The sequence below is a fragment of the Longimicrobium sp. genome, assembly GCF_035474595.1.
In the GTDB taxonomy this organism is placed as follows: domain Bacteria; phylum Gemmatimonadota; class Gemmatimonadetes; order Longimicrobiales; family Longimicrobiaceae; genus Longimicrobium.
Window position 1 is genome coordinate 77273 of the sequence record NZ_DATIND010000080.1, and the last position, 26333, is coordinate 103605.

The 26333-nt window shown below is 71.5% G+C and carries 21 protein-coding genes; 10 read left to right on the plus strand and 11 right to left on the minus strand.

Annotation, left to right across the window (positions count from 1 at the left end; translation table 11 throughout):
- Positions 1-4 precede the first annotated feature (4 nt).
- The 3 genes from VLK66_RS13695 to VLK66_RS13705 all read right to left on the minus strand — a co-directional run bounded on the left by VLK66_RS13695 (position 5) and on the right by VLK66_RS13705 (position 4491).
- Positions 5-1765, minus strand: a complete 1761-nt coding sequence (locus VLK66_RS13695) for a right-handed parallel beta-helix repeat-containing protein (protein WP_325309992.1) — start codon at positions 1763-1765, stop codon at positions 5-7.
- Between the two features lie 474 nt (positions 1766-2239).
- A complete protein-coding gene (locus VLK66_RS13700) occupies positions 2240-3310 on the minus strand; it encodes a C40 family peptidase (protein WP_325309993.1) in 1071 nt (356 codons plus the stop codon).
- Positions 3304-4491 carry an aminotransferase class V-fold PLP-dependent enzyme gene (locus VLK66_RS13705; RefSeq protein WP_325309994.1) on the minus strand — a complete coding sequence of 396 codons (1188 nt, stop codon included), beginning with the start codon at positions 4489-4491 and terminating at the stop codon, positions 3304-3306. The genes VLK66_RS13700 and VLK66_RS13705 overlap by 7 nt, the downstream gene beginning before the upstream one ends.
- Positions 4492-4980: 489 nt before the next feature.
- On the opposite strand from VLK66_RS13705, the gene thiM reads away from it, so the two are divergent.
- The 4 genes from thiM to VLK66_RS13725 all read left to right on the plus strand — a co-directional run bounded on the left by thiM (position 4981) and on the right by VLK66_RS13725 (position 8049).
- Positions 4981-5778 carry a hydroxyethylthiazole kinase gene (gene thiM, locus VLK66_RS13710; RefSeq protein WP_325309995.1) on the plus strand — a complete coding sequence of 266 codons (798 nt, stop codon included), beginning with the start codon at positions 4981-4983 and terminating at the stop codon, positions 5776-5778.
- Positions 5779-6011: 233 nt separating this feature from the next.
- Positions 6012-6710 carry an isoprenylcysteine carboxylmethyltransferase family protein gene (locus VLK66_RS13715; protein WP_325309996.1) on the plus strand — a complete coding sequence of 233 codons (699 nt, stop codon included), beginning with the start codon at positions 6012-6014 and terminating at the stop codon, positions 6708-6710.
- Positions 6707-7579 (plus strand): TonB family protein, encoded by an 873-nt coding sequence (locus tag VLK66_RS13720; RefSeq protein WP_325309997.1) that lies wholly within the window; start codon positions 6707-6709, stop codon positions 7577-7579. The genes VLK66_RS13715 and VLK66_RS13720 overlap by 4 nt, the downstream gene beginning before the upstream one ends.
- Positions 7580-7740: 161 nt before the next feature.
- Complete coding sequence (locus tag VLK66_RS13725) at positions 7741-8049, plus strand: EthD family reductase (RefSeq protein ID WP_325309998.1); 309 nt, start codon at positions 7741-7743, stop codon at positions 8047-8049.
- 18 nt (positions 8050-8067) lie between these two features.
- Here VLK66_RS13725 and VLK66_RS13730 read toward each other — a convergent pair whose 3' ends face one another.
- The 7 genes from VLK66_RS13730 to VLK66_RS13760 form a co-directional block, all read right to left on the minus strand.
- Positions 8068-9000 (minus strand): hypothetical protein, encoded by a 933-nt coding sequence (locus VLK66_RS13730; RefSeq protein ID WP_325309999.1) that lies wholly within the window; start codon positions 8998-9000, stop codon positions 8068-8070.
- 318 nt (positions 9001-9318) lie between these two features.
- Positions 9319-10128, minus strand: a complete 810-nt coding sequence (locus VLK66_RS13735) for a hypothetical protein (protein WP_325310000.1) — start codon at positions 10126-10128, stop codon at positions 9319-9321.
- A gap of 158 nt (positions 10129-10286) precedes the next feature.
- Complete coding sequence (cysK, locus tag VLK66_RS13740; protein WP_325310001.1) at positions 10287-11231, minus strand: cysteine synthase A; 945 nt, start codon at positions 11229-11231, stop codon at positions 10287-10289.
- Positions 11232-11426: 195 nt separating this feature from the next.
- Positions 11427-12107, minus strand: a complete 681-nt coding sequence (locus VLK66_RS13745; protein ID WP_325310002.1) for a hypothetical protein — start codon at positions 12105-12107, stop codon at positions 11427-11429.
- Positions 12108-12116: 9 nt separating this feature from the next.
- On the minus strand, positions 12117-12833 hold the full coding sequence (locus tag VLK66_RS13750) for a hypothetical protein (RefSeq protein WP_325310003.1): 717 nt from the start codon (positions 12831-12833) through the stop codon (positions 12117-12119).
- Entirely contained in the window at positions 12830-13531 is a 702-nt protein-coding gene (locus VLK66_RS13755) for a hypothetical protein (protein WP_325310004.1), read from the minus strand. The genes VLK66_RS13750 and VLK66_RS13755 overlap by 4 nt, the downstream gene beginning before the upstream one ends.
- A gap of 608 nt (positions 13532-14139) precedes the next feature.
- Positions 14140-15300, minus strand: coding sequence for a hypothetical protein (locus VLK66_RS13760; RefSeq protein WP_325310005.1), 1161 nt, complete (start codon positions 15298-15300; stop codon positions 14140-14142).
- 1467 nt (positions 15301-16767) lie between these two features.
- Here VLK66_RS13760 and VLK66_RS13765 point away from each other — a divergent pair.
- From VLK66_RS13765 to VLK66_RS13790, 6 genes are all read left to right on the plus strand, one after another.
- Positions 16768-17700, plus strand: coding sequence for a S1/P1 nuclease (locus tag VLK66_RS13765; protein WP_325310006.1), 933 nt, complete (start codon positions 16768-16770; stop codon positions 17698-17700).
- A 200-nt stretch (positions 17701-17900) separates the two neighbouring features.
- Positions 17901-18773, plus strand: coding sequence for a hypothetical protein (locus VLK66_RS13770; protein WP_325310007.1), 873 nt, complete (start codon positions 17901-17903; stop codon positions 18771-18773).
- A gap of 385 nt (positions 18774-19158) precedes the next feature.
- Positions 19159-20409 carry a class I SAM-dependent methyltransferase gene (locus tag VLK66_RS13775; RefSeq protein WP_325310008.1) on the plus strand — a complete coding sequence of 417 codons (1251 nt, stop codon included), beginning with the start codon at positions 19159-19161 and terminating at the stop codon, positions 20407-20409.
- Positions 20410-20935: 526 nt separating this feature from the next.
- Entirely contained in the window at positions 20936-21571 is a 636-nt protein-coding gene (locus tag VLK66_RS13780; RefSeq protein ID WP_325310009.1) for a hypothetical protein, read from the plus strand.
- Positions 21572-21596: 25 nt separating this feature from the next.
- Positions 21597-22379 (plus strand): M90 family metallopeptidase, encoded by a 783-nt coding sequence (locus tag VLK66_RS13785; protein WP_325310010.1) that lies wholly within the window; start codon positions 21597-21599, stop codon positions 22377-22379.
- 21 nt (positions 22380-22400) lie between these two features.
- Positions 22401-23366: an FAD-dependent oxidoreductase gene (locus VLK66_RS13790; RefSeq protein ID WP_325310011.1), complete on the plus strand. Its 966-nt coding sequence runs from the start codon at positions 22401-22403 to the stop codon at positions 23364-23366.
- A 6-nt stretch (positions 23367-23372) separates the two neighbouring features.
- Here VLK66_RS13790 and VLK66_RS13795 read toward each other — a convergent pair whose 3' ends face one another.
- Positions 23373-26279: a carboxypeptidase regulatory-like domain-containing protein gene (locus VLK66_RS13795; RefSeq protein ID WP_325310012.1), complete on the minus strand. Its 2907-nt coding sequence runs from the start codon at positions 26277-26279 to the stop codon at positions 23373-23375.
- Positions 26280-26333: the final 54 nt, after the last annotated feature.

A 26333-nucleotide genomic window follows, 5' to 3' on the forward strand; every position in this document is an offset into this window, starting at 1 on the left:
CCGTCTACCAGGTCGTCTTCCGCTCGGAAGAGATGCCCCAGACGAAGCTCACGTCGGCCGTGGGCGCGTTCTCGAGGTTGATGGTGAACTTGCCGTCGCCCGGGGTGGGGTCCGTGATCCAGTAGCTCCCCGCGCCGAAGAGCGAGCTGCGCGGCACCACGTAGATGAAGCGGATGGAGTCGACGTCGCGGTTCATCCCGTGCGAGACGACCTTGGTGGTGGTGCCGGCGGCCACGGCCACGCTGTCCGACGCCTTGGTGTTGTAGCCCCGGTTGTCGCGCACCAGCACGGCGCCCGCGGTGGGGGCCAGCTGCAGCCCGCCCTGCGACACGTCGTTGTCCAGGATCCACGCGTTGGTCACGGCCGCCCCCACGATGATGGAGAACGCCTGCGTGGGCGGAACCGTGTCGTCGAAGCACTGGTTCCCCACCAGCCGCACGCGGTCGCCCAGCGGCACCTCGATGCCGGCACGGAAGGCGGCCCCGCGGCCGTTGCACGAGCTCACGTTGCCGGCGATCAGCAGGCGCGACGGCGCGGTGCTGTTGGTGCGGATCCCCGACTGCTGGCACCCCGACACGTAGTTGTCGATGCACGAGCACGCGGTGCACCCCTGGAACTCGATGCCGATGGTCACCGCGCGCACCGTGTTGTGCGACACCGACACGTTGCGCGCGCCGCCCATCACGGAGATCCCGCTGCCGCTGTCCGAGGTGCTGAACACCGTGTTGGCCTCGATCGTCACGTCCTCGGCCCCGTCCACCTTGATCGCGGGGCCGGCCTGCGACACGGGGGTGGCGTCGACCACGTTCCCCACCACGTTCACGCCCACCGGCACGCCGCCGGTGCTGAGCCTGGAAACGCGGATGATCCCCTGCCCCTCGTTGCTGGCGAAGCAGTTGTTCCCCAGCACGTCTACCCCGGTGTTGGCGCCGCGCACGTCGATGCACGCCGAGTCGCACTCGCCCACCACGTTCCCCTGGATCAGCACGTTGCTGCACTCCTGCACGCTGATCCCCTCGTCGCCGATCTCGCGCACGTCGTTCTCCACCACGCGGATGCGCCGGGCGCCGAACCACAGGCTGATGCCGTTGGGAATGACGTTCAGGTCGCGGCGGCCGCGCACCGTGTTCCCGCGGATGTCCACGTTGTCGCTCTCGCCTCCCAGCATGTACACGAAGTCGCCGCAGAGGACGTGGTGGTTGTGCAGGATGTGGCTGTCGCGGACGGTGTTGTAGATCTTGATGCCGTAAAGGTAGAGGTTGGTGCCGGTCTGCCAGATGCGGCAGCGCTCCACCCGCATGCGGTCCACGAGCTTCAGGCTGATGAGCCCGGGGGCGTCGGGGGGCTCGGCCCCCGGGTCCAGGCTCGTGTCCTCGATGGCCAGCCCCACCAGGCCGATGTCGCAGTCGGTGCCGGGGTCGGTGGCCGTTTCGAACGAGGCGTTGCGGAAGGCGCAGCCGTTCACCTTCAGGTGGTTGCCGGGGATCCCCTCCACGGTCACCTGGCTGGCCACGTACACCCAGTCGTCCAGCAGGTACACCGACGGGGGCACCACCACCTTTCCCCCGCCCGCGGCGGCCGCGAAGTCGATGGCCGCCTGCAGCACCTCGGTGCCGTTCGTCACCTGCCCGGCGCCGTCGCGCACCGCGCCGAAGTCGGGGTGCAGCGCGTTCACCACGGCGCCTCCCAGGTCGTACAGCGCCGCGGCGAGCGGTCCCTCCATCTCTTGCAGGTCGGGCGTGTCCAGCAGTACGGGTGTGCTCATGTGGGTCTCCAGTCCTCGTTTCGGCTCCCGGTTCGTCCGCACCCGCGCGGACCTCGCCCGCCGCCGCGATCCGGGAGCCCCTCGGCGGTCCAGACCTCGCCGGCCCCGGGGCGCCGCCACGCCGGGACCGCAACAAAACGCCAATTCTTGTCGGGGAAGAATACAGGCAGCCGCGCCGGAACGTTGGGCGGTGCTCTCCGGCACCCTCCTCACGCCGGTATTGGCGCGCGGGTGCTGTGGCAGAAACGCGCGAATCCCACTCGCGCCCGCCGCCGGGGCGGAGCGTGGATCGCCGGCGTTCTTGTGGATGGATTCGGGCGGCCGGGAGACTTCAGGCCGCGGGGGCGATGGTGCCGGGCAGGACGCCGGCCGCACGTCTTGAGACACGCGGCCGCCGCGGGACGTTACAACGCCCCGATCGTCAAAGCTGCCCGGCAGGAGTCATCTTCTTCGCACTTCCGCACTCACGCACTTCTAGGCGACCCGCCGCGCGTTGTGGAACAGCCGCCGCAGCTCGCGCTCGTAGCTGCGGCGTCCGAGCAGGTCGTTGCGGGCCACGCCGCCGTTGCCGAGCGAGGCGTGGATGATCCGCGACCCTCCCGTGCTCATCACCACGTGCGTCACGCGGCCGGGCTCCTCGGCGAAGAAGCAGAGGTCGCCCGGCTGCAGGTTCTCGAACTCCGCGCCGGGGTCCACCTCTTCGCCGAAGCGCGACTGCTGGTCGCTGTCGCGGGGGATGAGGCGGCCGTGCAGTTTCCACACGGTCTGCACGAAGCCGCTGCAGTCCACCCCGCCGAAGGTGACGCCGCCCCACAGGTACGGCGTTCCCGTCCACCGCGACGCGGTGGCGCACACCGCCGCGCCGTCGGCGGGGAAGGCGAGCGGGCGGACGGCGGCGGCCACCAGCTCGCCGGTGAAGCGCCCCGAGCGCCCGTCGGGAAGGCGCACGACCTCGGCGCCCTCGCGCATCACCCGCGCGCCCCAGGGAAGGCGCATCATCACCTCGCCGTTCTCGGCCGGGTCCAGCACCTCGCCGCCCAGCGAGATGGCGGGCTCTCCATCTCCCCCTGTCTCCCAGGCACGCGCCGCCGCCTCGTCGCGGAGCGCGATGTAGCCGGCGTGCACCCAGCCGATGTAGCCGTCCGGCGAGCGGCACTGCAGCCAGCGCCCGCGCCGGCGGAGGACGATCAGGCGGCTGCCGAGCACCACCTGGCTCACCTGCGTGGTGGTCACCCGCGACTCCAGCAGCATCGGCGCGACGGACGAGGTGACGAGCGCGTGCACCATCTCGTCGGGGTCGGCCTCGGGGAGGCGCTGCACCTCGTCCTGCACCGCGCTCCATCCGCGCAGGTCGGCCAGCCGCGCGGAGAGCGCTTGCGCCGCCTCGTGCTCGGAGGTGGCGCCGACCAGGGCGACGGCGTCGCCGCGCACCTCCACCGTGACCTCGAACACGCCCAGGCGCGGGTCCGGCGCGAACTCGGCGCGCACCTCCTCGACCAGCGCGGCCACGCGGGCCGCGCGCTCCTCTTCGATCGCCCTCACCATCCGTCGCGCCGCTCCAGGATCTCCATCACCCTGCCGATGTCGCCGGCCGTGTTGTACAGGTGCGGGGCGATGCGGATCGCCCCCTCGCGCAGCGAGCAGACGGCGCGCGCCCGGTGCAGCGCCGCGTACGCCCGCTCCGTGTCGCCCAGCCGGAAGCAGAAGACGCCGGAGCGCCGCGCCGCCTCCATCGGGCTGACGATCGTCGCGTCCTCCTGCGCTTCCAGCCACGCCGCCAGCGGATCGATCAGCGCGAAGACGTGGTCCCGAATGCGCTCGATCCCCGTCTCCAGCAGCAGGTTCACCGACCCGGTGAAGCCGGCTACGTCCTGCCACGCCTGCGTGCCGACCTCGAAGCGCCGCGCGTGCTCCACCAGCTCCCAGCGGTAGCGCACGCACGCGGTGAGGTCCGCGCTGGACTCCAGCGCCGTCCACCCCACCACGCGCGGCTCCATCCGCTCCACCAGCTCGCCGCGCACGTACGCGAAGCCGGTGCCGAAAGGGCCGCACAGCCACTTGTGCCCGGCGGTCGCCAGCACGTCGATCTCCGCCGCGCGCACGTCCACGGGGATGCAGCCGAGCGCCTGGATGGCATCGACCACGAACCAGGTGCCGTGCTCGCGGCAGGCGCGGCCGAACTTCTCCAGGTCCGCGTTCCACCCCGTGGCGAACTGCACGGCCGAGAGCCCGAAGATCCCCACGTCGCCGCGCGCGATCTCGGCGAGCAGGCGGTCCTCGTCCGGGCGACCGAGCGCGTCGGTGGGGACCACGTCCACGCGGGCGCGGCCCTCCTTGGCCACCTGCACCCACGGGTACACGTTGGCCGGGAACTCCAGGTTGCTGACCACGATGCGGCGCCCCTCCTCGAGCGGAAGGCACTGCGCGGCCAGGTTGATGCCGTAGCTGGTGTTGGGAAGAAGCGCGATCTCGTCGGGCGATGCGTTCACCAGCCGGGCGGCGGCGGCGCGGGCGCGCTGCAGCGTGGGCTCGAAGTCGTCGCTGCGCAGCTGGTGCACGGCCGAGCGCCGGGCGTTGTGCGCGTCGATGGCGGCTCGCGCGCGCTCCGGCAGCGGCGCGACCGAGGCGGCGTTCAGGTACGGGGGATGGCCGTCCAGGTGCGGAAACTCGCGCTCGCGGAGCGCGCGCACGTCGATCGGCGCGGCGGGGATGCTTGCATCGGGCATGGGGCGGGACGATAACGGCGGGTGCGGATGTGCGAAAGTGCGAGAGTGCGGGAGTGCGAGTGCTGAGTGCTGAGTGCTGAGTGCCGGGCTGCTGAGCGCGTCCTCCGCCTCGCGCCCTCTCCGGCCGGCTCAGGCCGTCCACCTCTCCCGTACCGGGAGAGGTAGCTTTCCGGCATCACTGCAGTTGCGATGTTCTTGTGCGGCCATGCCTGGGTTTGGCGCTGATGCTGCCTTGCCACCTCCTCCCGGAACGGGAGGGGGTCGCGCCCTCCGGCGCGGGGGGAGGGCGCGAGGCGGAGGACGCGCGCGGTCGGAGGGGTCACGCGCTGGAAGCTCGTTTGTGAGGGCGCGAGGGGGAGGGCGCGCGCGGGTGGAGGCTCACGCACGGGAGTGTCGCCTGGCCGCCGCGACGGCATCTCCATCCCCTTGCGTTCGATCCGTTTCCGCGGTCCTTTCGTCGGGATCGAATCACCCTCAACCGAACGTGAGATGGACTACCCGGCCGAAGTGTGGGGCGCGCTGCGGGAGCTGCGCGAGCGCTCGCCCCTGGTGCACAACATCACGAACTACGTGGCGATGGACGTCAGCGCCAACGCCCTCCTGGCCATCGGCGCCGCGCCCGCCATGGTGCACGCGCTGGAGGAGGTGGAGGAGTTCGTGGGCATCTCCAGCGCGCTGGTGGTGAACATCGGCACCCTCTCGCCGCAGTGGGTGGAGGCGATGCGGAAGGCGGCGGGGCGCGCCGCCGCGCTCGGCAAGCCGTGGGTGCTCGATCCGGTCGGCGCCGGGGCGACGCGCTACCGCACCGACACCGCGCGCGAGCTGGCGGAGATGCGGCCGACGGTGATCCGCGGGAACGCGTCCGAGATCCTGGCGGTCGCCGGCGGCGTGGAGGGGACGCGCGGCGTGGACAGCACGCACGCCTCGGACGACGCGGTGGAGGCGGCGCGGTCGCTCGCGCGGCGGCTGGGGTGCGTGGTGGCCGTTACCGGCGCGGTGGACTACGTGACCGACGGCGAGCGCACGCTCTCCATCGCCAACGGGCACCCCATGATGACGCGCGTGACCGCGCTCGGCTGCTCGGCCACGGCGCTGGTGGGCGCCTTCCTGGCCGTGCACGACGACGCGGTGTTCGCCACCGCCGCCGCCCTTGCCGTCATCGGCCTGGCGGGCGAGATCGCCGCGCGCGAGGCGCCCGGCCCCGGCACCTTCCGCCAGAAGCTGCTCGACGCGCTGTACATGATGGGCGAGCGGACGCTGGAAGGGGTGCGCATCGCCGAGGCGTAACACCGAATCCGGGAGTTCCGGCTCGTGCATCCTCGCCGCATCGACCGACGTCATCCTGAGTGGGGGTGAAAGGAGATCGATCGTGAGCGCCGATGCCGCGGAGTGAGCGGATCAGCCTCGCGCAGTTTGCGAGGCTTCCCGTAGTCGTTGCTGCGGCTTCAGCCGCCGGTGAGGGCGCCAGGCCGCGAAGTTTCCAGGTGTTACGCGCGGAACCCACATCCGGGAGAGATCGCGTGGAGCGGAAGACGGAGGTCCCGGTTCTCCGGTTCGCCGTCAGCATCGTGGGGATGCTGGCGGTGTTCGGCATGGTGCTGTTCGGCTCCGCGGGGACGCTGGCGTGGCCCGAAGCGTGGCTCTTCCTGGCGCTCTTCTCCGCGTTCACCGTCGCCATCAGCGCCTGGCTCATGCGCCACGACCCGGCGCTCCTCGCCGAGCGCATCACGGGCATCGGGAGCGCCGGCCAGAAGCGCTGGGACAAGATCTTCATCCTCCTGGCCAACGTCGCGTTCATCGCCTGGCTGGCGCTGATGGCGCTGGACGCGGTGCGCTTCCGCTGGTCGCACGTTCCCGTCTGGGTGCAGGGGATCGGGGCGGCGATGCTGATCGGATCGTTCTGGCTCTTCTTCCTCGTCTACCGCGAGAACTCGTTCCTCTCGCCCGCCGTGCGCATCCAGACCGAGCGGAAGCAGACGGTGGTGAGCACCGGCCCGTACGCCCGCGTCCGCCACCCGATGTACGCCGCGGCCATCCCCCTGCTCGTCGGCACGGCGCTGATGCTCGGCTCGCGGTACGGCGTCGCGGGGGGGATGGTGGTCGTCGCGATGATCGCGTGGCGCGCCCTGCGCGAGGAGCGCGTCCTGGCCGCGGAGCTGCCCGGGTACGCGGAGTACATGCGGCGCGTGCGGTTCCGCTTCATTCCCGGCGTCTGGTGAGAGAGCTTCTGCAGCGCGTGGCCCAGTTCTGGGCGGACCAGGATGTGGTGGCCGGCGCGCCCGCGTCGCCGGACGACATCGCCGCGTGGGAGGCGCGCTACGGCGTGCCGATGCCGGGCGAGCTGCGCGAGTGGTTCACCACGCTGAACGGCATGGAGGACGGCAACGGGCTGGACAACGAGATGATGCTCTCGTTCTACCCCCTCTCGCTCTTCTGCCGCCTCCCGGAGGACGCGCCGACGTTCGCCGATGCGCCGGACGCGACGGAATACTTCGTGTTCGCGAACCATCTCGCGTGGTCGCACGGGTACGCGGTGCGGCTCACGGGCGAGGCGTCGCACTCCGCGCCCGTCTTCGTCGTCTACGCGCCGGACCTGGTGATGGAGGTGGCGCCGTCGTTCCGCGCGTTCCTGGAGCGCTACCTGGCCGTCGATTACGACGCGCTCTTCCCCGCGCCCCCCGCGGAGTGGAAGGAGCGGCAGGACCGCGAGCTGGCCCGCCTCCGCGCCGAGCGCGCCACCGCGCGGATCGAGGAGCCGCCGCGGCTGGCGAACGCGGACGAGGTGACGCGGGAATTGTCGCGCTTCGCGGCGGAGCACGGCCGCGCGAACCCGCACCTGGCCGGGAGCGAGCGTGTGGTGACGGTGCGCCTGCGCGTGGGCCCGGACGGGACGCCCGACCACGTCGGCGTCGACGGGGACGCGGGCGATGCGGCGCTGGACGCGGAGGCGGTCCGCGCGGCGGGGCGGATGCGCTTCGAGCCGGGGAAGGTGGACGGCGAGCCGCTCTACGTGTGGATCACCCTCCCCATCGCCTTCCGCTTCGCCGCCCGCCCGCGGAGCCTCTGGCAGCGCGTCTTCGGACGGTAATGGAGATGCGGCGGGCACAGCGCAGGGAGATGGGATGTAGAGGCGCGAAGCTGTCGGAAGATGGCGAAGATAATCTTGCCGGGATTGGAGGAGAGGGCGATTTTGTCACGCGCAAATCAGCGTGATCTGAATCTACCCACCTCATCCGACGGAGACTTCTCGTGGCCGTGATCCTCGCGCTCCACAACACGCCGGCCGATGCCGCCGAATTCGACCGGCATTTGCAGGAGACGCACATCCCCCTGGCGAAGAACATCCCCGGCATCCGCTCCGTACGCGTCAGCAACGGGCCGGTGATGACGCCCGGCGGGCCGGCGCCCTACCACCGCATCGGCATCCTGCGCTTCGACTCGATCGCCGACCTGCAGGCGGGGATGGGATCGCCGGAGGGGCAGGCGGCCGCCGCGGACCTGATGGCGTTCTCCACCGGCGGCTCCACGGTCCTGATCTTCGACGAAGAAGAAGTCTGATCCTGCGCGGCGGGGGATTCAGCCGCCGGCGAGGCGGTGGAGCCGCGCCCGCGACGCCCCGACCGCGTCCGCCGCCCGGCGCAGGGCGATGGCGTTGTTGCGCGCGTCGGTGTCGTCCGCCCACCCGGCGGACTGGAGGAGGTCCGCGCGCGCGTCGCCGAGGGACGCGGCGAGCGCACGGATCTCCCCGTGCGTTTCGGCCGGCGCGGTGGGTGGCGCACCCTCGTGCGTCCACCCGGCGGCGCCCGCGGACGCCACGAGCGGGTCGAACGCGGCGATGCGGCATCCGGCCACGAAAGGCTCCATCGCCCACGCCACCGCCGCGCGCGCCTCGCCATCCGACGCGCGGTGCAGGCCGCCGAACGCCATCAGCGCGCGCAGGAGCATCTCCTCCGCCGATCCGCCGTACGCCTCGACACGGGCGCGCAGAAGCTCGTGCGCGCGGCGGAAGCCGTCGCCCGCGTCCCACATTTCCAGCGCGCCCGGGATCGCCGCGACGCGCTCCATCCCCGCGCGGCGGGACTGCCTGGCGCGCTCCGCCCGCATCTCCATCTCCCGCGCGATCGCGGCGCCGATCCACCGCGCCGCATCTTCATCCCCCTCCTCCATCGGCCGTAGCCCGCGCAGCGCAAGGACTTCGCGGAGCTCGTCCGGGTGCCGGTAGGTGACGCTGACCCATATCTCCATCAGCGCGTCGCCGTCGATCACGTACAGCACGGCGCCGAGCTCGTCCTCGACCGACCACGTGCTGCACTCGTACTTCCGCGCCACGGTCCCGTCGCCGCCGATCAGCCAGTAGTCCGCCGGCGGCGTGGGGAGCGGATCGCCGGACGCACGGCGCAGCGGGAGCCAGTCCGGGACCGGCTCCGCGGGCGCCCCGCGCCGCACCAGCCACCCGTCCGCGCACCGCCACGCACGTGGAGAAGTTGGGGAGAAGCCCGTCATCATCATACCTGTCTCAAATCACAATCGCGCGACTCCCCACTGACGTCATCCTGAGGCCGGCCACACCATAACCTTCGTCCGCGCAGAACGTTGCAGGCCGAAGGATCCATACTCGCCGAGCACGTGATGCAGAGAAAACGCAGCGGCGTCTCGTTCACTCGTCTTCGGAGCATGCGAGGATGCCGCGGCGCGTTCACCCGACTCACGTGCTGCCGAAGTTATCGATCCTTCGGCCTGCAACCAATTGTGATGAAACGGGTTGCGGTGTGGGCGGCCTCAGGATGACGTCTGGGGGGCGTACCGTACGTGTGGCGCGATTCAAAATCAGATTACGCCGAGCAGGTGCAGGACGAGGGGGGAGGTGGCGAGCAGCATGGTGGCCCAGCTGCGCGGGCGGTGGACGTCCTCGGCCAGGTAGAAGATGCGCGGCGGGAAGTACACCAGGATGGAGACGAACCAGACGAAGAAGACGCGCCCCGCCAGGTCCTCCCACCCGCCGATGCGCGTCATGCGGCCGGAGATCACCACGTTCCAGATCACCTGGAACAGGATCATGTTCAGGAAGATGCACGCGTCGCCCAGCGCCTCGCTGCGCGGGCCGCGCCAGAACGCGCCCCGCGGCGGCCCGCGCGGCGGCGTGAGGTAGCGGTAGACCAGCACCGTCTGGACGATGCTGAACACCAGCACGCCCAGCATCAGCGGGAGAAAGACCCCCGCGCGCTGGTTGATGTCCTCGCCGAAGAGCTGCTGCGCGATCATCACCGCCGCGCTGGTGGCGATGACGAGCGACACGGCCAGGTAGAACGCCGGGTTCAGCAGGCATCCCCACGCCGCCGCGTCCGCGTCGCCGGTCTGGCCGCGCGCGGCGCGCCGCCGGTGGAAGTGCCAGCGCCCCAGCACCGCCCCCGCGGCGGGGAGCACCAGCATCAGCAGCAGGTAGGCGATGAGGGATGCCTTCGCGCCCCCATCGCCCGCCGACGCGCCGCGGACGATGGCGGCGAACTGCCGCGCCAGCTGCCGCATCAGCAGCAGGTTCAGCGCGAACACGGTCACGTCCAGCACCATGCCGCGGCTGGCCGACGCGGCGAGGCGCCGGAAGCGCGCGGGAAAGGGCACGGCGGCAGCCGCTCGCAAGGGATTTCGGGGGATATGGAATGGATCGGGTCCGCGACAACGATGCGGCGGCGCGGGCGCGAAGAAAAGAAGAATCTCACGCGGAGCCGCGGAGGCGCAGAGGACCGATCGGTTTCTCTGCGTCTCCGCGGCTCCGCGTGAGATTCCTTTCGTCTTCCCTACGACGCCATCGCCACCGCGTGCTCGGACTCGGCGGGGGCGGTGAAGAGCGAGGTGCTGAGGTAGCGCGCGCCGGTGTCGGGGGTGATGGTGACCACGCGGCGGCCGGGGCCCAGCTCGCGCGCCACCTCCAGCGCCGCCCACACCATGGCGCCGGAGCTCATCCCCACGAACAGGCCCTCCTCCCGCGCCAGGCGCCGGGCCACGGGGAAGGCATCTTCCTCCCACGCCTTCAGCATCCGGTCGATCACCGAGCGGTCCAGGTTGTCGGGGATGAAGCCGGGGCCCATCCCCTGGAACTGGTGCTGCCCGCGCGGCTCGCCGTGCAGCACCGCCGACCGCCCCGGCTCCACCGCGATCACCCGGACGCGCGGGTCGCGCTCCTTCAGGTACCGCCCCGCGCCCGAGATCGTCCCCCCCGTTCCCGTGCCGTAGACGAAGGCGTCGACCCGCTCCTCCATCGCCTCCCAGATCTCCGGCCCGGTGGTCTCGTAGTGCACGCGCGGGTTGGCGGGGTTGGAGAACTGGTTGGGAAGGAAGGCGCCGGTGGCGTCGCGGATGCGCTCGGCCTCCTCGATGGCGGCCAGCATCCGCCGCTCGGGGTCGGTCAGCACCAGCTCGGCGCCGTACGCGCGGAGCGTGGCCTTGCGCTCCTCGCTCATCTGCGCGGGAAGGCAGAGGATGAGCCGGTAGCCGCGCGCCGACGCCACCTGCGCCAGCCCGATCCCCGTGTTCCCCGAGGTGGGCTCCACGATGGTGCCGCCGGGCGGGAGAAGGCCGCGCCGCTCGGCGTCCACGATCATGGCCAGCGCGGTGCGGTCCTTGATCGAGCCGCCGGGGTTCATCCCCTCCACCTTCACCCAGACCTCGGCCATCCCCGGCTCCACGATGCGCTCCAGCCGCACCGTGGGCGTGTTGCCGATGTATCGGTCGATGCGGGACATCCGCGTCTCCTCGTCGTCAGTTTCTCATGGATACGGAAAGGCCCCGGGCTGCGAGGTGCAGGCCGGGGCCGTAGCTGTGTCGTGTGGGATTGCGCCGTCAGCCGTCCCTGACGCCGCCGCGCACGCGCAACGCTCCGGCCCCGCCAGCGGCGAGACGGGCGATACAGCGACAGGTGCAGCAGCGGGCGGCGTTCGTCATCCGTGGATGATTTCGCGTGAACGGGTGGCGCGAGACTCAGATCTGACGTTCGCCCTGCGCGGCGGCGGTGTCAAGGGATCTGGTGGCGCGGGGCTGGGTGTTGCTCGAGCTTCCTCCACCGCCGCCGCCTGCACGCGCCATCCGCCCGGGAGGGCGCGCAGCAGCACCAGCCAGCCTGTTCCCCCTTGCCCGCCACACCGACGCGCCACGTACACGATCGCCCGCCGCCGGTCGGCCGCATAGCCCACCCCCGAAACTTCGTAGCGGCAACCGGTCCCCGGTCCGCCGCCACCGCTCGCGTACTTCACGCCTCGGCGGATTGGAAGCCGGGGCAATGGCTCCGTTCGCGCGGCGCGCTCGCGCAGCTGGGCGCGCATCCTGGAGTCTGCCCCCATCAGGCCCAGGTGCACGTCATTCAGCACCGGCGCCCCGCGCGGGAGGGTCACCGTCGAGTCCCTGACCACGAGCGGCGCTGTCCCGGCATCGGCAAGCGAGTCGAGCGCCACCGCGTAAACGGCGGCATCCGCCGCCCGCCCCTCGCCACCGCCGCGCATCCATGCGCAGCCGCCGAGGAGCAGCAGGCCGCAGACAGCAACACGGTTCAACGCTCTCTCCGGCCCCATCCGGAACCCTTCCAGCTCGTCCGCCGCCACGCCGCCTCTCCCGAGTTCCGTCATCGCGCACTCCTAGTGTCCACTGCCGAACAGGAACAGCCCGCGCGGAGGGCAAAGCAGCGGCCAGCTGCCGCCGTGATCGGTGTAGATCGCCGCTTCCGGGTCGCGGCCGAACCACTCCAGCAGTCCGGCGGTGCGGCCGATCGTGGTGACGCGGTACATGACGGGGCGTGCGCGGCACCCCGCGGCCAGCGGGCACGACTTCGCGAGGCGCGACGCCACCAGCGCGTCCAGATCGCTCGCGTACACGATCCGGCAGGGGCGCCCGCCGGTGCGGTTCCACCGTTCGGAGGGTTCCCGCACGGCGTCCGGGGCCAGCCATCCGTCACCGCAGACTTTCCGCAACACGTCCAGCGCCCAGCGCCCGCCCTGCGTCACGTACACCCCGTCCGATGCGTCATCGGGGCCGGGAGGCCGCACCTTCGGCGCGTCTTCGCCCACGATCCGCGCGACCGTCTCCATCCCGCGCTGCGTGATCCGGTAGAGCCGTGCGGGCGCGGCACCCGGCACAGTGGCATCGTGAACTTCCGCGAGCCCGCCCGTGGCCGCTTCCGCGAGCAGCTCGCTCCATGCGTACGACCCGGCGAGGAGCGCGAAATCGTTCGGATGCGCCCATCCGGACACGCCGCGCACGCGGTAGCCCGAGGACAGAACGGCCAGTTGTGCGAGGAATGTCAGCGCGCGTTCGCGCCGCTCGCCGGGGCTTGCCCGCCGACCGCGCGGGCTCACGCCAACTCGTCCCCGTCCTCCGTGTCGTCCCTACAGGGCGCGCGCCACGGCAGCAGGACCACGCTGCGGCCCGCTTCGGACACCCGCCAGTACACGACCGGCTGATCCCGGCCCCACAATCGTTCATCGCGCTTTTCCGCGAAGCCGCCCCTCGCGAGCCACTTCAAGTCCATCGAGTCCAGCCGCGAGTAGCGGCGCGCAGCCCGCTGCCGGTTCGACTCTTCCACGATCAGCGTCGGTTCCCGCCCGGTGCGCCATCCATCTTCCCCGAACCGCCGCGGGCCGGCCTGCGCATCGTACGCGAGCCGGAGAACGGCCAGCGCGTTGCGCGGGCCAGGCGCGAGGTAGACCGGGGCGGGCTTCTCCATTTCGCCCGGCACCCGCACCCGTTCGTACGCGTCCCCCCACGTCTCCGCCGACGCCCGCGCCCCCGCGTCCGTGATCCGGTATACCCAGCAACCGCCGGTCCCGCCACTCGGCCCCGCATCGACCCGATCCAGCAGCCCCATGGCGTGCAGGCGCGGAAGCTGGCCGTCATGACGGGCGCGCGTCCCCTCCTCGACCTCGTGCCGGTGAGCCCACCCGCTGACACCCCGCACCGTGTAGCCGCCGCCCCTCGCCGCCAGCCGCGCCAGGTATCGCGCGGCTGCTGCCGGGTGCCGATCGGAAATCACGCGTTTGGCGGTAAGCATGTGCATCACTGAGCCCAAGGATCATCATCGTTTGGCGCTGGGCGCGACCACTCAGAAACCGACGAAAATCTCAAAGTTATTCAGGTTGGACACCAGCCCGTGCAACATGGCGGTTCGCGTCCCGCATCCAGCCGTGGTACGAACTCCGGATAAAGCCTTCAAACCCCGGCTCATACATGGCTGCGCCATCACGCAGCAGGGCCCGGCCGGAGGGAAGGAACTCCCTGCGGGCTGTCGGCATCCGCATGGGCGTACGTCACAGAGCTGGATAACCAGGCTATACCCCCCTACTCTGGCGGGAAGCGTGCGGCAGCTACATCGTTATCCTGCGCCCTCTTGGCGCAGCGAGAATCTCAGTAATGTCAGGAGAAACACACCATGCGCCGCATCGTTTCCGCCGTTACCATCGCTGCGCACTTCGCGCTGCTGGGTGGCTGCGTACAAGCTCCCACCGCGCCTGAGTCTGCGCGTCACTGGCGTGCCGACGAAACCGGTCCCGGGTTAGGGTCGGGCAACGTGATCACCCCACCAACGCAAGCAACCGCCGCCTCTTTCGAGACGGCGGTTACCACGGATTCCACGTCGCGCATCGGGCCGGGCCTTGGTTCAGGCCATTAGGCAACCCATTGGTTTCGAAATACCCGGCGCCTCCTGATCGGGTGACTCTGCGGGTTCCATCGGGAGAGCCGTGCGGCTAATTCACGGGTCAGCTTATCCGGCAAAGAACCTGAGGGTACGCTTACCGAGTGAATTCCGGTTTGTCCCACAACGAGGACCAGAGTTCTCTCCGAAAGCCGCAGCATCTCGCGGTCATCCCGCTTGAGTGCGAGTTCACGCGATCTACGCGCGTGCCGTTCGGCTTCGGCCCATGAGCGGCACGCGCGCGCACCTTCGGCCAAGTGGTAGTAAACCACGGATGCATGCTCCGGATAGGTCTTCGCAATCTCCTCGGCCTCCCGGCGAGCCCGCTCATAGTCCTCCTTCTGTCCAAGGCCGCCATAAGATCGGGCCAGCATGCTTTTGATCAACGCTTTCACAGCGGGTTCATGGATCACCGACACACATCGCTGGAGCAGCGACAAAGCATCCGTGAAACGCTGTTGCTCCAATTGGATAAAAGCGAAGTCGACGACGAAGTGCGGAAACCGGCGGTCGTGCAGCGGATACAACTCTGCTGCGCGCAGTGCTTGGGCTTCCGCTTCTTCGTATTCACTCCGCTGCACATGAAGAAGCATCGAGTCGTGCAGTGCATGGCCCGCGAGCCAGAAGCTTCCGTTGTCCGCTGCGACTCGCGCCGCCGTGTTCAAGTGCCGGACGGCCTTCTCCAGGTGAATGCCTCGCGAGTACAGGAGAGCAGCATACCCTATGTGGCCGCATACATACTCCGTCGCGTTCCGCTGCCGTCTCGCGAGTGCGATCGCACGAGGGTAGAACATTTCCGCGCGCTGCCAATCGCCCGCACGCCGATACATCAGCCCCGCGAGGTTCGCGGCTTCGGCGTTTTCTGGTGCGACCGCTGCCGCCGCCGTCGCGAAATGCAGCGAAGTTACCTCCAACGAATTCTCCGCAGCCCAATCCGCTATTTGCATGCACGCCCGGCACAGGGCCAGCGGGTCAATCGCTCCGGAATTGGCGGCGAGCGCCGCAAACGTGCGTAAGGGTTCGTGCAACTCTGGATAACCGCTGAATACAGCCCTCCGGCGCTCCTTGCCGCTCTCTCGTGCGCTGCGCCGGAACAGGCGTGAACGCGCAGCGGGCGGCGCCTCGATCCACATCCGGACCTTCCGCACACACAACCAGAGCTCGACTGCAATCGGCTCGCAGGAGAGTTCGTCAAGAATCGACGCTTCCGTGCGTGGCCAGTCTGGCGGCGGACGGAGCATTTCCGGATGGGCGGCGGGCATAGTTGGCGACGGGTGTGTGCCTGCGCATCTGAACGCGTAAAATCGGCCCACAGAGGCCAAGCTGTATATACTTCTATCCAATGGCGGCTTTTACAAGCCCCCCCTCACGTTGGCGGCATTTGTACTCGCATCCCTGGATTATTCTCATCCCCTGCTCTGGCTGCTCCGGTCCGCGAGAGAAGCAGCAGCAAAAGCTTGTCTTGCTCATCCGGCGTGAGAATGACACCCCGCACTGTGTAGCCGCCGCCCCTCGCCGCCAGCCGCGCCAGGTATCGCGCGGCTGCTGCCGGGTGCCGATCGGAAATCACGCGTTTGGCGGTAAGCATGTACCCATTCCCAAGCGAGTGTCACGATGTGGCGCACAGCGCGCGCGGGGTCCGGCCGGAAGCTCTCCTTTAGCTCCTTGTAGGTCAATACGTAAGTAGAACTCCGCCAAGGAATTGTCCTTGGTCTGTATAGGAGCGGTGCATGACGCAGAACAGGCGGAAAGAAGCCGGTGAACGGGGTAAAGCGCTCCGCGATTATGGGCAGTGCGGTGGCGTATTGAGCGCGGGCGTCGGTAAATTCGCCCTCGGAACACGCCTAACGGTGGGCGCGTTCGTGAGGGAATCCTGTGCTACGGAGACACCCGATGCGGATGAAAATTGGATTGGCTGGGATTGGAATGATGTTCGGCTGCCTGACGGCCGCGTGCGGAAATGGAGGCCCCACGGGTGTGCGTGTTGGGGCCGAGCGGCGCGCAGGCGCGGTACGATCGGAAGGCTACTTCCACAACGGCGGGAATGACGGCATCACCACGCAGTCCGACACGACCACGCGGGGGATTGGGGGCTTCGGGTCCGGGAATTAGGTTAGGTGGTGGGCCCGCTGTCCCTGCAAAACCCGAGGAAGAGAGCTTTGCCAGTCGCCGGAGGAGCCGGGTTGCAAACTCGGAAACCTCATGGCCGAAAGAGCTTGAAGGGTATCAGGCGCATGCAATGATCCTCAATTTGCGCCAACTTGCGTTAAGTCCGCAAGCAGCGGCTAGAGCCACCCTGGGGACCCGGCGAGGATCCGCGCCGGTTGACGGGTCGGCCGGTTATAGCCGGACCGCCGTGGAAGCCCGGGGCCGGGGAGCGGGGCAGGGGAGCCTCAGCCGCGCGAACTCGCCCAGCGAGGTGTGGGCATCGGCGGGAGGGTGCGTTACAGAGCCGGGGGGCCGGAACCTGTAGAACGCTCCCCGCCCGTCGCGCAGTACGGATAGATCCGGCGCGGGGACCGTCGCGGATGCGGTGCGTGCCACGTACATTGGCGCGCGGGAAGGATCTCCCCGCAGCCGAACTTCCGGGAGGACGAACGATGAAGCTGGGACGTGTGGCGGCAGCGGCGCTGGCGGCGCTCGCGCTGGTGACCAGGCCCGCGTACGCGTGGGACGAGCTGGGGCACCGCGTGGTGGCGCGCATCGCGTGGGACCGCATGACCCCGCAGGCGCGGGCGAACGCGGTGCGCCTGCTGGAGAACGGGCCGCTGAACGCCGGTCTGCGCGAGCTGATGCCGTCCACGGGGACGGCGGACGAGCGCGGGCGGGAGCTGTTCGTGATGGCGGCGGTGTGGCCCGACATCATCCGCACCCGCACCCATCCGGGGAACCGCTTCGCGCACTCCGACTGGCACTACGTGGATCACTTCTGGGAGCAGAAGACCCCCGGAGACCGCGCCATCGACCGCCCCGACGTGCACGTGGAAGGACTTCTGCTGCAACAGCTTCCGCAGATGGACCGCACCGTGGCCGACGCATCGGCCAGCGACTCGGCGCGCGCGATCGCCCTCGCGTGGGTGCTGCACCTGGTGGGCGACGCGCACCAGCCGCTGCACAACAGCTCGCGCATCACCCCGCAGGACACGGCGGGCGACCGCGGCGGCAACTCGTTCCAGCTGGCCGGGCTGTACCCCCGCAGCAACCTGCACGCCTTCTGGGACTCGCTGATCGGCTTCTCCGTGCCCTGGGGCGCGCACGACCGCGACGAGGCGGCCTACGTCGGCGACATCGCGGCGCAGATCGAGGCGCGGTATCCCCCGTCGTGGGCGCGCTCCCGCCTCCTCCCCAACCAGCCGCAGCAGTGGTCGATGGAGGGATACCGCATCTCCAGGGAAAGCCTTTATCCCGCGTGGCTGGTGCGCGGGCAGGCCGCTCCGCCGCGCTACTACGCGCAGTCGTGGGCCATCGCGCAGCCGCGGCTGGCGCTGGCAGGGTACCGGCTGGCGGACCTGCTGAACCACGCACTGGACTGAGGGTCAAAGTGCCCAGTGCTTCAGTCACTTGGCACTTGGCACTTGGCACTTGGCACTTGGCACTTGGCACTTGGTACTTGGTTCGTTCGTGACGGTTCCGTTACACGCGGGGTGAATCCCGCGCGCCGCGGCTTCGTACTCCTGCGTGCTCACCGGCCGCCCGGGTGCGGCGGCCCGCGGGAACCCGCCACAGGGCGTGTATGAGCAGCACGGAAAGCAGCAGCTACAGGGAAGATGCCGGCCTCCGGGCTCGTCTCCAGGCGTTTTCGCCGGACGAGCCCGGCGTCGCTTTCTCCTTCAGCGCGCGGCTGGCGAGGGAGAACGGGTGGACGCCCGAGCACGCCCGCCGCGTCACCCGCGAGTATCTCCGCTTCGTGTACCTGGCGATGACGGCCGGCCACCCGGTGACGCCCTCGGCCAAGGTGGACGAAGCGTGGCATCTCCATCTCACCTACACCCGCTCGTACTGGGAGGAGATGTGCGGCCGCGTGCTGGGCCGGCCGCTGCACCACGAGCCCACCCGCGGCGGCACCGCCGAGGACGCGAAGTTCGAGGACCAGTACGCGCGGACGCTGGCCAGCTACCGCGCGGCATTCGGCCACGAGCCGCCCTTCGACATCTGGCCGCGCCCGGCGCCGAAGCCCCGCGCCGTGGAGCGCCCCGCGCCGGGGCCGTCCCTTCCAGGCGCGCGCCGCCGGGGGATGTACGACGCCGTGCCGGACGCGAGCCCCGCGGCCGCCTCGGGCCTGGCCGCGCTGATCGCGGCGGCGGCGGGGGTGCTCGCCATTCTGGGCGGGCTCTCCGGCTCCGCCGCGATCTTTATCGCCATGGTCACGGTGATCGTGGCGTACCCGATCGCGATCGTCGTGAACAATCCCCTCGGCCCGGCGCCGCCGCATCGCCCGGGGAAAAAGCCCGCGTGCTCGTCGGGCGACTGCGGCGCGCCGCTGGGCTCCTTCGCGGACTGCGGCGGAGGCGGCGGCCACGCGGGGTGCGGCGGCCACTCCGGCTGCGGACACGGCAGCTGCGGCGGACACGGCTGCGGCAGTGGGTGCGGCAGCGGGGGACACTGAGCCGCGCGTCCCGACGATCCCTGATCTCACGCGGAGACGTGGAGCCGCGGAGAACCCGGCCCATGCGGTGAGTTCTCCGCGTCTCCGCGTCTCCGCGTGAGGCCAGCGGAGCTTTTCGAAGCGTACGGGCGGATGACGTGAAAGGATGGGGAAAAACGTGAATAGGCCCGCTTCGGACGATTCGGAGCGGGCCTTAGCTGTTCGGAGTGACGAGATTCTTGTTCCTGCGCGCGGAGATGCCCAACTTGGCAGAACTCCCACCGGACATGCGGACGTGCGCCTTTCCGGAGGGCGCGCCCGGGCCCGCCTCCCCCCAGGCCGGTCCGGGCCCGGCGGTTTCACGGGGGTCCCTGAGGTTCTCCTGGCCACCAGCAGAGCGGGGGAGATGCAGATGGAGCGGTCGTTCGGACGGCTGGTGAAGATGCTGGAACGGCACTACGGCGCCTTCGTCGACGCGCGCGATGCGGTGCCCTTCGGGCTGCGGCTGGCGAGCGGGCCGCAGCACGTGTTCGGCGGGCAGCAGCCGGCGTTCACGCTGGTGCTGAAGGACAGCAGCGCCGTGGCCGCCCTCAGCTCGCTCGACACCATGGACATCGGCGAGGCGTACCTGCGCGGCGCGCTGGACGTGGAGGGCGACTTCCTGCACCTGCTGTCGGTGCGCGAGCTGTTCCGCGACCGGCACCCGCTGCTGTGGGCGTGGAAGTTCGTGCGCCCGCTGATCTTCGGGCAGGTGAAGACCGATGCCCGGGTGATCGCCCATCACTACGACGAGGACCCGGAGTTCTTCCTCAGCTTCCTGGACCGCGACTACCGCGCCTACAGCCAGGGCGTGTTCGAGCGCGACGACGAGCCGCTGGAGGCCGGGATCCGCCGCAAGCTGGAGTTCACCCTGGACCAGATCGGGGTGAAGGAGGGCGACCGCGTGCTGGACGTGGGGGGCGGCTGGGGCGCGTGGACGCAGTTCGCCGGCGAGCGGGGGATCCGGGTGACGTCGCTCACCATATCGCAGGCGTCGGAGCGCTTCATCGGCGGGGTGATCACGCGGCTGCGGCTGCCCTGCCGCGTGCTGCGCGAGCACCTGTTCGAGCATGAGGCGGCGGAGAAGTACGACGCGATCGTGAACCTGGGGGTGACGGAGCACCTGCCGGACTACGGGCGCACGCTGAAGAAGTACGCATCGCTGCTGAAGCCGGGCGGGCGCGTGTGCCTGGACGCCAGCGCGTCGCGGCAGAAGTACGACGTGTCGGCCTTCTTCGAGAAGCACATCTACCGCGGCAACGGCACCACGCTGTGCCTGCACGACTACCTGGCCCAGGTCGCGCGCTCGCCCTTCTCGGTGAGCGTGGTGCACAACGACACGCGCAACTACGAGCTGACGGTGCGGCACTGGGCGCGGAACCTGGACGCGCACCGCGAAGAGCTGGAGCGCCGCTTCGGCGTGGAGCAGTACCGCCGCTTCCAGATCTACCTGTGGGGGTGCGTGGACGGGTTCCGCCGCGACGTGGTGCAGGCCTACCGCTGGGTGCTGGAGCTGGGCCGCGGCGAGGGCCTGGGCTTCCACAACCGAGCGGAGGAGGCGGCCTCGCCCGCCGCACCCACCCTCGCGCCGGAACTGGCGCTGAGCGCCGGCGGCTGACGTTCGGCGGATGGCGAGAGAATGAGCGGAGAGCCGCGACGGAAGCGGCTCTCCGCATTCTGTTTGGGGCGGATTCGCACCGGGCGACGACAGAGAAACGACCCCGTCACGCCGAACCTGTGGCGCGCCCGGGCCGCCTCGCGCCCTCCCCCCGCGCCGGAGGGCGCGACCCCCTCCCGTTCCGGGCCCTTTCCGGGAGGAGGTGGCTTTCCAGCATCCCCGCGCCTTCCGAAATCCATCTCAGCCAGGCGAGGCGGGCAAGATGCATCCGGAGCACACCGATGCGGCCCAGCTACCTCTCCCGGTACGGGAGAGGTGGACGGCCTGAGCCGGCCGGAGAGGGCGCGAGGCCGGAGACACGCATCAGAGTTCCCGGCCGCCGCCCGTCCCTGTCCCCCGTCCCCTGTCCCCTGTCCCCTGTCCCCTCCGGCGGCCCCATCTCCCACGCCTTGCCGGGGCGGGCGCGGGGAGCCAAATTTTCGGAGCGGGTCCGGCCGCGTGTTCCTTCGCACCTCGAAGTATCTCCGTGAAGCCGAAGTACGCCGTTGCTGTGCTCCTCGCGTGCGGGGCCACCGCCGCGCGGGCCCAGGGCGCCCCCGTGCGCCCCATGCCCGCCGTGGGCGAGCTGATCCGCGTCTCGCCGGCGGGCGGCGAGGCGTTCACCGGCAGCCTGGCCGCGCTGGGGCGCGACACCCTGCTGCTCACGCGGCCCGGCGACACCGCGGTGATGGTGAGCTTGCGCGCGCAGCCGGTGGACGTGCTGCGCAGGCGCCGCGAGACGTGGAGCGGGCTGGGCGCGCTGGCCGGGGCCGCGGCCGGCGTGCTCGTTTCGCAGCTGGGCCGCAGCACGGGCCCGGACGCCTCGCCGCGCAACGCCTCGCACGCGGTGCTGGGCGGCGCGGCGGGGGCAGTCGCCGGCGGGCTCACCGGCTTTTTCGTGGCGCCGCGGCGGTGGCAGCGGCTGACGGTGCTGGGCCCGCGCATGCTTCCGCCGCCCGCGACGCTGTCCACGGACGCCGCCGCATCGGCCGCGGATCCGGCCGCCGCGTCCGCATCTTCATCGCCCGCGCCCGGATCTTCATCGTCCGCGTCCGCATCTCCATCGCCCTTGCCCGCACCGCCTTCCCCCGCGCCGGCTTCGGTGCCGCCGCGGGGGCGGTGACGGGCGCGGCATCTCCCTCATCTCCATGCTCGACTTCTTCCGCAGGCGCCGCCGCGACGAGGTGCGCGACCGGCCGTTTCCGCCGGAGTGGCGTGAGATCGTGGCGCGGAACGTGGCCATGTTCCACCGCCTGGACGCGCACGACCGGGCGGAGCTGCAGCGGAAGATCCTGGTCTTCCTCGAGGAGAAGAGCTTCGAGGGGTGCGGCGGGCTGGAGCTGACCGACGAGATCCGCGTGACCATCGCCGCGCAGGCGTGCATCCCCATCCTGCGCTTCGAGGACCACTACTATCCGCGCCTGCGCTCCATCCTGGTCTACCCCACCACCTTCGTGGCCCGGCGCGAGCGGCGCGAGGGCGGGTGGGTGCGCGAGGAGGATGAGGCGCTGCTGGGCGAGTCGTGGCACGACGGCGCGCTCGTCCTGTCGTGGGCGAGCGTGGACCGCGATGTTCATGACGCCGGGGACGCGCGCAACGTGGTGATCCACGAGTTCGCGCACCAGCTGGACACCGAGGACGGCGGCGCCGACGGCACGCCCCCGCTCCCGCGGGCGGAGTACGCGCCGTGGGTGCGCATCCTGGGCGGCGAGTACCTGGCGCTCCGCGAGGCGGTGGGAGACGACGCGCCGCACCTGCTGGACGGCTACGGCGCGAAGAGCGAGGCCGAGTTCTTCGCGGTCGCGTCGGAGACCTTCTTCGAGAAGCCGGCGGAGCTGCTGCGCGAGCACCCGGGGCTGTACGCCGAGCTGTGCCGGTACTATCGCCAGGATCCCGCGTCGTGGGCGCCCGCCCCGGCGGATCCGGACTGAGACGGGGACGGAGGAAGACGGATGGAGATGGGCGGCGGGCGTGACGCGCTGGTGATCGGCGCGGGGGTGATCGGGCTGACGAGCGCCATCCGGCTGCAGGAGGCCGGGTGGCGCGTGCGCGTGTGGGCGGCCGAGCCGCCGGAGCGCACCACCAGCGCCGTGGCCGCGGCGATCTGGTATCCCTATCGCGCGGGTCCCCAGGCGCTGGTCAAGGCGTGGGGCGAGCGGAGCTTCGCCGTGTTCGAGCAGCTGGTGGCGGACGCGGAGACCGGCGTGCGCATGCTTCCGGGGATCGAGCTGCTTCCCCGGAAGACGGACCCGCGGCAGTTCCCGGAGTGGGCCGCGCATATCGCCGGCTTCCGCGTGGCCGACGCGGCCGAGGTGCCGGACGGGCGCGTGGGCTGGTCGCTCACCGTCCCCGTCGCGGACACCGGCGTGTTCCTGCGCTGGCTCGCCGCCCGCTTCGCGGCGAACGGCGGGGAGATGGAGATGCGGCGCATCGCGTCGCTGGACGAGGCGGCGGCGTACCCGCTGGTGGTGAACTGCAGCGGCCTGGGCGCGCGCGAGCTGGCCGGCGACGCGGCGATGCGCCCCATCCGCGGGCAGGTGATGCGGGTGGAGAACCCCGGGCTGACGCGCTTCTGGCTGGACGAGTATCACCCCGAGGGGATGCTCTACATCATCCCCCGCGGCGGCGACTGCATCCTGGGCGGCACGGCGGACGAGGGCGAGGAAGACACCACGCCCGACTTCGACGTTTCCGAGGCCATCCGCTGGCGGTGCGCGGAGCTGGAGCCGGACCTCGCCGACGCGCGGCTGCTGGAGCACCGCGTGGGCCTGCGCCCGTGGCGCCCCGAGATCCGCCTGGCGCTGGAGACGCTGCCCGGCGGCGGGCGCGTTATCCACAACTACGGCCACGGCGGCGCGGGCGTCACGCTCAGCTGGGGGTGCGCGGAAGAAGTCGTCGCGCTCGCCGAAACCATCTGAAGAATCTCAACGTGGGTTGTGGAGCGCGCGGGCGGCGTCGCGCTCGTCGGACGTCAGCGGAGCGAACGGGGGGATGAGGAGCTCGGTGCCGGGCGAGAGGCGGTCGGGCGACTGCAGGACGTCGCGGTTGGCGAGCCAGAGCTTGGGCCACAGGCTCCCGTCGCGGTACACGAGCCAGGCGATGGCGACCAGGTCCCCATCTCCCTCGCGGACCACGTAGGTGTCGTTCGGCCAGTCGGTGAAGCCGGACTCGCCGCGCTCGCGCCAGGGCCGCGCGGCCGCCGCCATCGCGGGGCGGTCGGCGGGACGAGCCGTCACGGCGGGCGCCGTCACCACGCCCGGGATCGCAGCGACGGGACGCGGCGGGGCGGGCGCCGATCCCCGCGCGGCCGCACCGCCCAGGACCAGGTCGCCGCCGCCGACCATCACCATCTCCCGCCTGCGAGGCACCGCGCGCAGCTCGATGCGGTGCGACTCGCCGGCGGCGAGCGTGACGCCGACGGAGCCCGGCTCCAGCGCGTGGTTGGGCGGGAGGTCGGCGCTCACCACGGCCACCGTCCACTCCCCCGGCGGCAGGTCGGAGAAGAGGAAGCGCCCGCTCGCGTCGGTCAGCCGGCGGCGGCGCTCGTCCCCGCGGCGGATCTCCACCACGGCGCCGCTCACGGCGCCGTCGCCCTCCTCCGGGTCGGTCACCTGGATGCGCCCCTCCACGCGGGAGGCGCGGGAGACGCCGATCTCCACGCTCCGCTCGTGCCCGCCGGCCACGTCCACCTTCAGCGCGTCCGGGCGCACGACCACGCGGCCCACGCCCACGCTCACCGGGTCGATCTCCACCGTGTAGCCGCCGGGCGCCAGGCCGGCCACCGCCCAGCGCCCGCGCGCGTCCGTCACCACCGCGCGGTCGCCCACGCGCACCAGCGCGTCCGCCACCGGCCGCCCCGTCTCCTGGTCCACCACGCGCCCGGATACGGTCCCCGTCGCCCCGTTGCGGCCGAGGGGGACGCGCAGCGGGAGCGACCAGTCGAGGTAGACCATCGGCCTGCGGCGCCCCGCCTCGGCCCAGGGGAAGGCGCGGACGCGCAGCCGCAGCGTGTGCCCGCCGGGGAGCCGCTGCTCCACGGTGCCGTCCACCAGCCCGTCCGGCTCGCCGCTCCACTCCGTCGCCCCCGCCTGCGCCATCAGCGACACGCGCGTCCCGGAAGCGGGCTGGAGCTGCAGGGTGAAGGAGCCCAGCCAGCGGTCCATCTCCATCCCCGTCTCCACGCTGGCGCCGGTGCGCCGCTCCACGCCGGCCCAGAGCGAGCCGATCCCCGCCGCCGTCCCCGCCCGCACCCACGTCCGGCGGAAGGGGGACGACGAGCCGTCCATGCGGTCGTCCACCGTCCCCATCTCCATCCCCCCGCCCAGCGAGGTGCGCCCCGCGCGGAAGCCCGCGGACGCGACCCACGAGTCCGAGCGCCGCGCGAACGATCCCGCCTCGTTCACCCCCTCGCGCGCCTGCATCCGCCGCTGGATGGCCAGCGCGTCGCCGATGGAGATGCCCGCGTATCCGGTCCGCGACGCCAGCTCCGTCCCCGGGAGCACGCGGCCCAGCGTGTCGGCGCGCCGCTCGCGCTCGTACCCGGCGGTCGCGCGGAGGCCGGCGGGGAGCGCGGCGCGGGCGTTCGCCTGCAGCAGCGAGCGGCCGCCCTGGTCGCCGGGATAGCCCGCGTCCGCCTCCAGCCGCCGCGCGTCGAAGCCGAAGGCGGGGCGGCTGACGAACGCCCGCGCGTACCCGGCCCTCGCCCCGCCCGCCGCGCCGTACTCCGCGTCGACACCCACGCCGCGCGCCGGCGCCGCCCGCCCGCGCAGCGACAGGGCGGGCGCGGAGCCGTCGCCCGCGGACAGGTAGTTGGCGGCGAGCGACGCGGCCTCGCCGCCGACGCCCACCGCGCCGCCCGCCGCGCGCGGGGCGCCGGGGGTGAAGCGGTTGCGCGCGGTGAACCCCTCGGCCCACACCGCCCCGGCGTTGAAGCGGCCGCCCGCGCCGTACCCCGCGCGGCCGGGGGAGGTGAGCGGGGAAAGCGACCAGAACTGGTCGCCCAGCCGCAGCTCGCCGCGCCGGCCGCGGAGGGAGAAGGAGAGCTGCTCCTGCTCGCCCAGCTCCGGCGCGGCGGCCGCGCGCCCGCGGTAGAAGAGGTCCACGCGCGTGTCCCCCGCCACCACGCCGGAGGCCGACACCTCGCCGGGGATGCCGCCGCGCCCGTCCATCCCCGGCCCGGCGCGCAGGGCCACGGTGACGGGGAGCGTGCGCATGTCCACGCCGCCGCGCGCGCTCCGCCGCACCAGCGCCACCCGCGCCGCCGCCGACGCGGCCGCGCCCTCCGCCGTCGCGCGCAGCGTCAGGCGGTGCGTGGCCACGCCGGCCGCCGCGCGCGTGGCCACGGTGACGCGCACGAGCCTGCTCTCGCCCGCCGCGAGGTCCAGCGCGCGCACGTCCGCCCGCGCGGAGAATCCCGATGCGGACTCCACGGCCAGGCGCACGGCGGCGCGGCCGTTTCCGCGGTTGGTGACGCGGAACGCCGCCGCGTACTCCGACCCCGCGACGGCGAAGCGCGGCGCCTCCTCCACCGCCACGTCGATCCCCCGCCGCTGGTTCACGGCGATGGCCACGGAGTCGGCGAAGGCGCCCGCGCGGTAGCGGACGACGTATCGCCCCGCCGCGGCGCCGCGCGGGACGACGGTGGCGACGAGGCGGATGAGGTTCGCCCCCGGCGCGACCGGCGCGTCCGCATCGGGGGAGACGAGCGGCCACCCACGCGGCAGCGCCGCCACCGCGGCGGCCGGTGCGCCGGTCGGGTTGCGGACGTTGAAGGCGACGGCGACGGACGCGCCGGGATCGGCCTGCACGCGCGCCGCCCCGATCCGCTGCACCTGCGCGGCGAGCGGCGTCGCGAAAAGCAGAAAGCCCGCACGGAGGAAACGGAG

What these genes read in the sequence shown, in the direction of transcription:
- VLK66_RS13695 (WP_325309992.1), bottom strand. Translation starts at nt 1,765, where the DNA reads ATGAGCACACCCGTACTGCTGGACACGCCCGACCTGCAAGAGATGGAG.
- VLK66_RS13700 (WP_325309993.1), bottom strand. Translation starts at nt 3,310, where the DNA reads ATGGTGAGGGCGATCGAAGAGGAGCGCGCGGCCCGCGTGGCCGCGCTG.
- VLK66_RS13705 (WP_325309994.1), bottom strand. Translation starts at nt 4,491, where the DNA reads ATGCCCGATGCAAGCATCCCCGCCGCGCCGATCGACGTGCGCGCGCTC.
- thiM (WP_325309995.1), top strand. Translation starts at nt 4,981, where the DNA reads ATGGACTACCCGGCCGAAGTGTGGGGCGCGCTGCGGGAGCTGCGCGAG.
- VLK66_RS13730 (WP_325309999.1), bottom strand. Translation starts at nt 9,000, where the DNA reads ATGATGATGACGGGCTTCTCCCCAACTTCTCCACGTGCGTGGCGGTGC.
- cysK (WP_325310001.1), bottom strand. Translation starts at nt 11,231, where the DNA reads ATGTCCCGCATCGACCGATACATCGGCAACACGCCCACGGTGCGGCTG.
- VLK66_RS13745 (WP_325310002.1), bottom strand. Translation starts at nt 12,107, where the DNA reads ATGACGGAACTCGGGAGAGGCGGCGTGGCGGCGGACGAGCTGGAAGGG.
- VLK66_RS13755 (WP_325310004.1), bottom strand. Translation starts at nt 13,531, where the DNA reads ATGCACATGCTTACCGCCAAACGCGTGATTTCCGATCGGCACCCGGCA.
- VLK66_RS13760 (WP_325310005.1), bottom strand. Translation starts at nt 15,300, where the DNA reads ATGTGGATCGAGGCGCCGCCCGCTGCGCGTTCACGCCTGTTCCGGCGC.
- VLK66_RS13765 (WP_325310006.1), top strand. Translation starts at nt 16,768, where the DNA reads ATGAAGCTGGGACGTGTGGCGGCAGCGGCGCTGGCGGCGCTCGCGCTG.
- VLK66_RS13770 (WP_325310007.1), top strand. Translation starts at nt 17,901, where the DNA reads ATGAGCAGCACGGAAAGCAGCAGCTACAGGGAAGATGCCGGCCTCCGG.
- VLK66_RS13775 (WP_325310008.1), top strand. Translation starts at nt 19,159, where the DNA reads ATGCAGATGGAGCGGTCGTTCGGACGGCTGGTGAAGATGCTGGAACGG.
- VLK66_RS13785 (WP_325310010.1), top strand. Translation starts at nt 21,597, where the DNA reads ATGCTCGACTTCTTCCGCAGGCGCCGCCGCGACGAGGTGCGCGACCGG.
- VLK66_RS13790 (WP_325310011.1), top strand. Translation starts at nt 22,401, where the DNA reads ATGGAGATGGGCGGCGGGCGTGACGCGCTGGTGATCGGCGCGGGGGTG.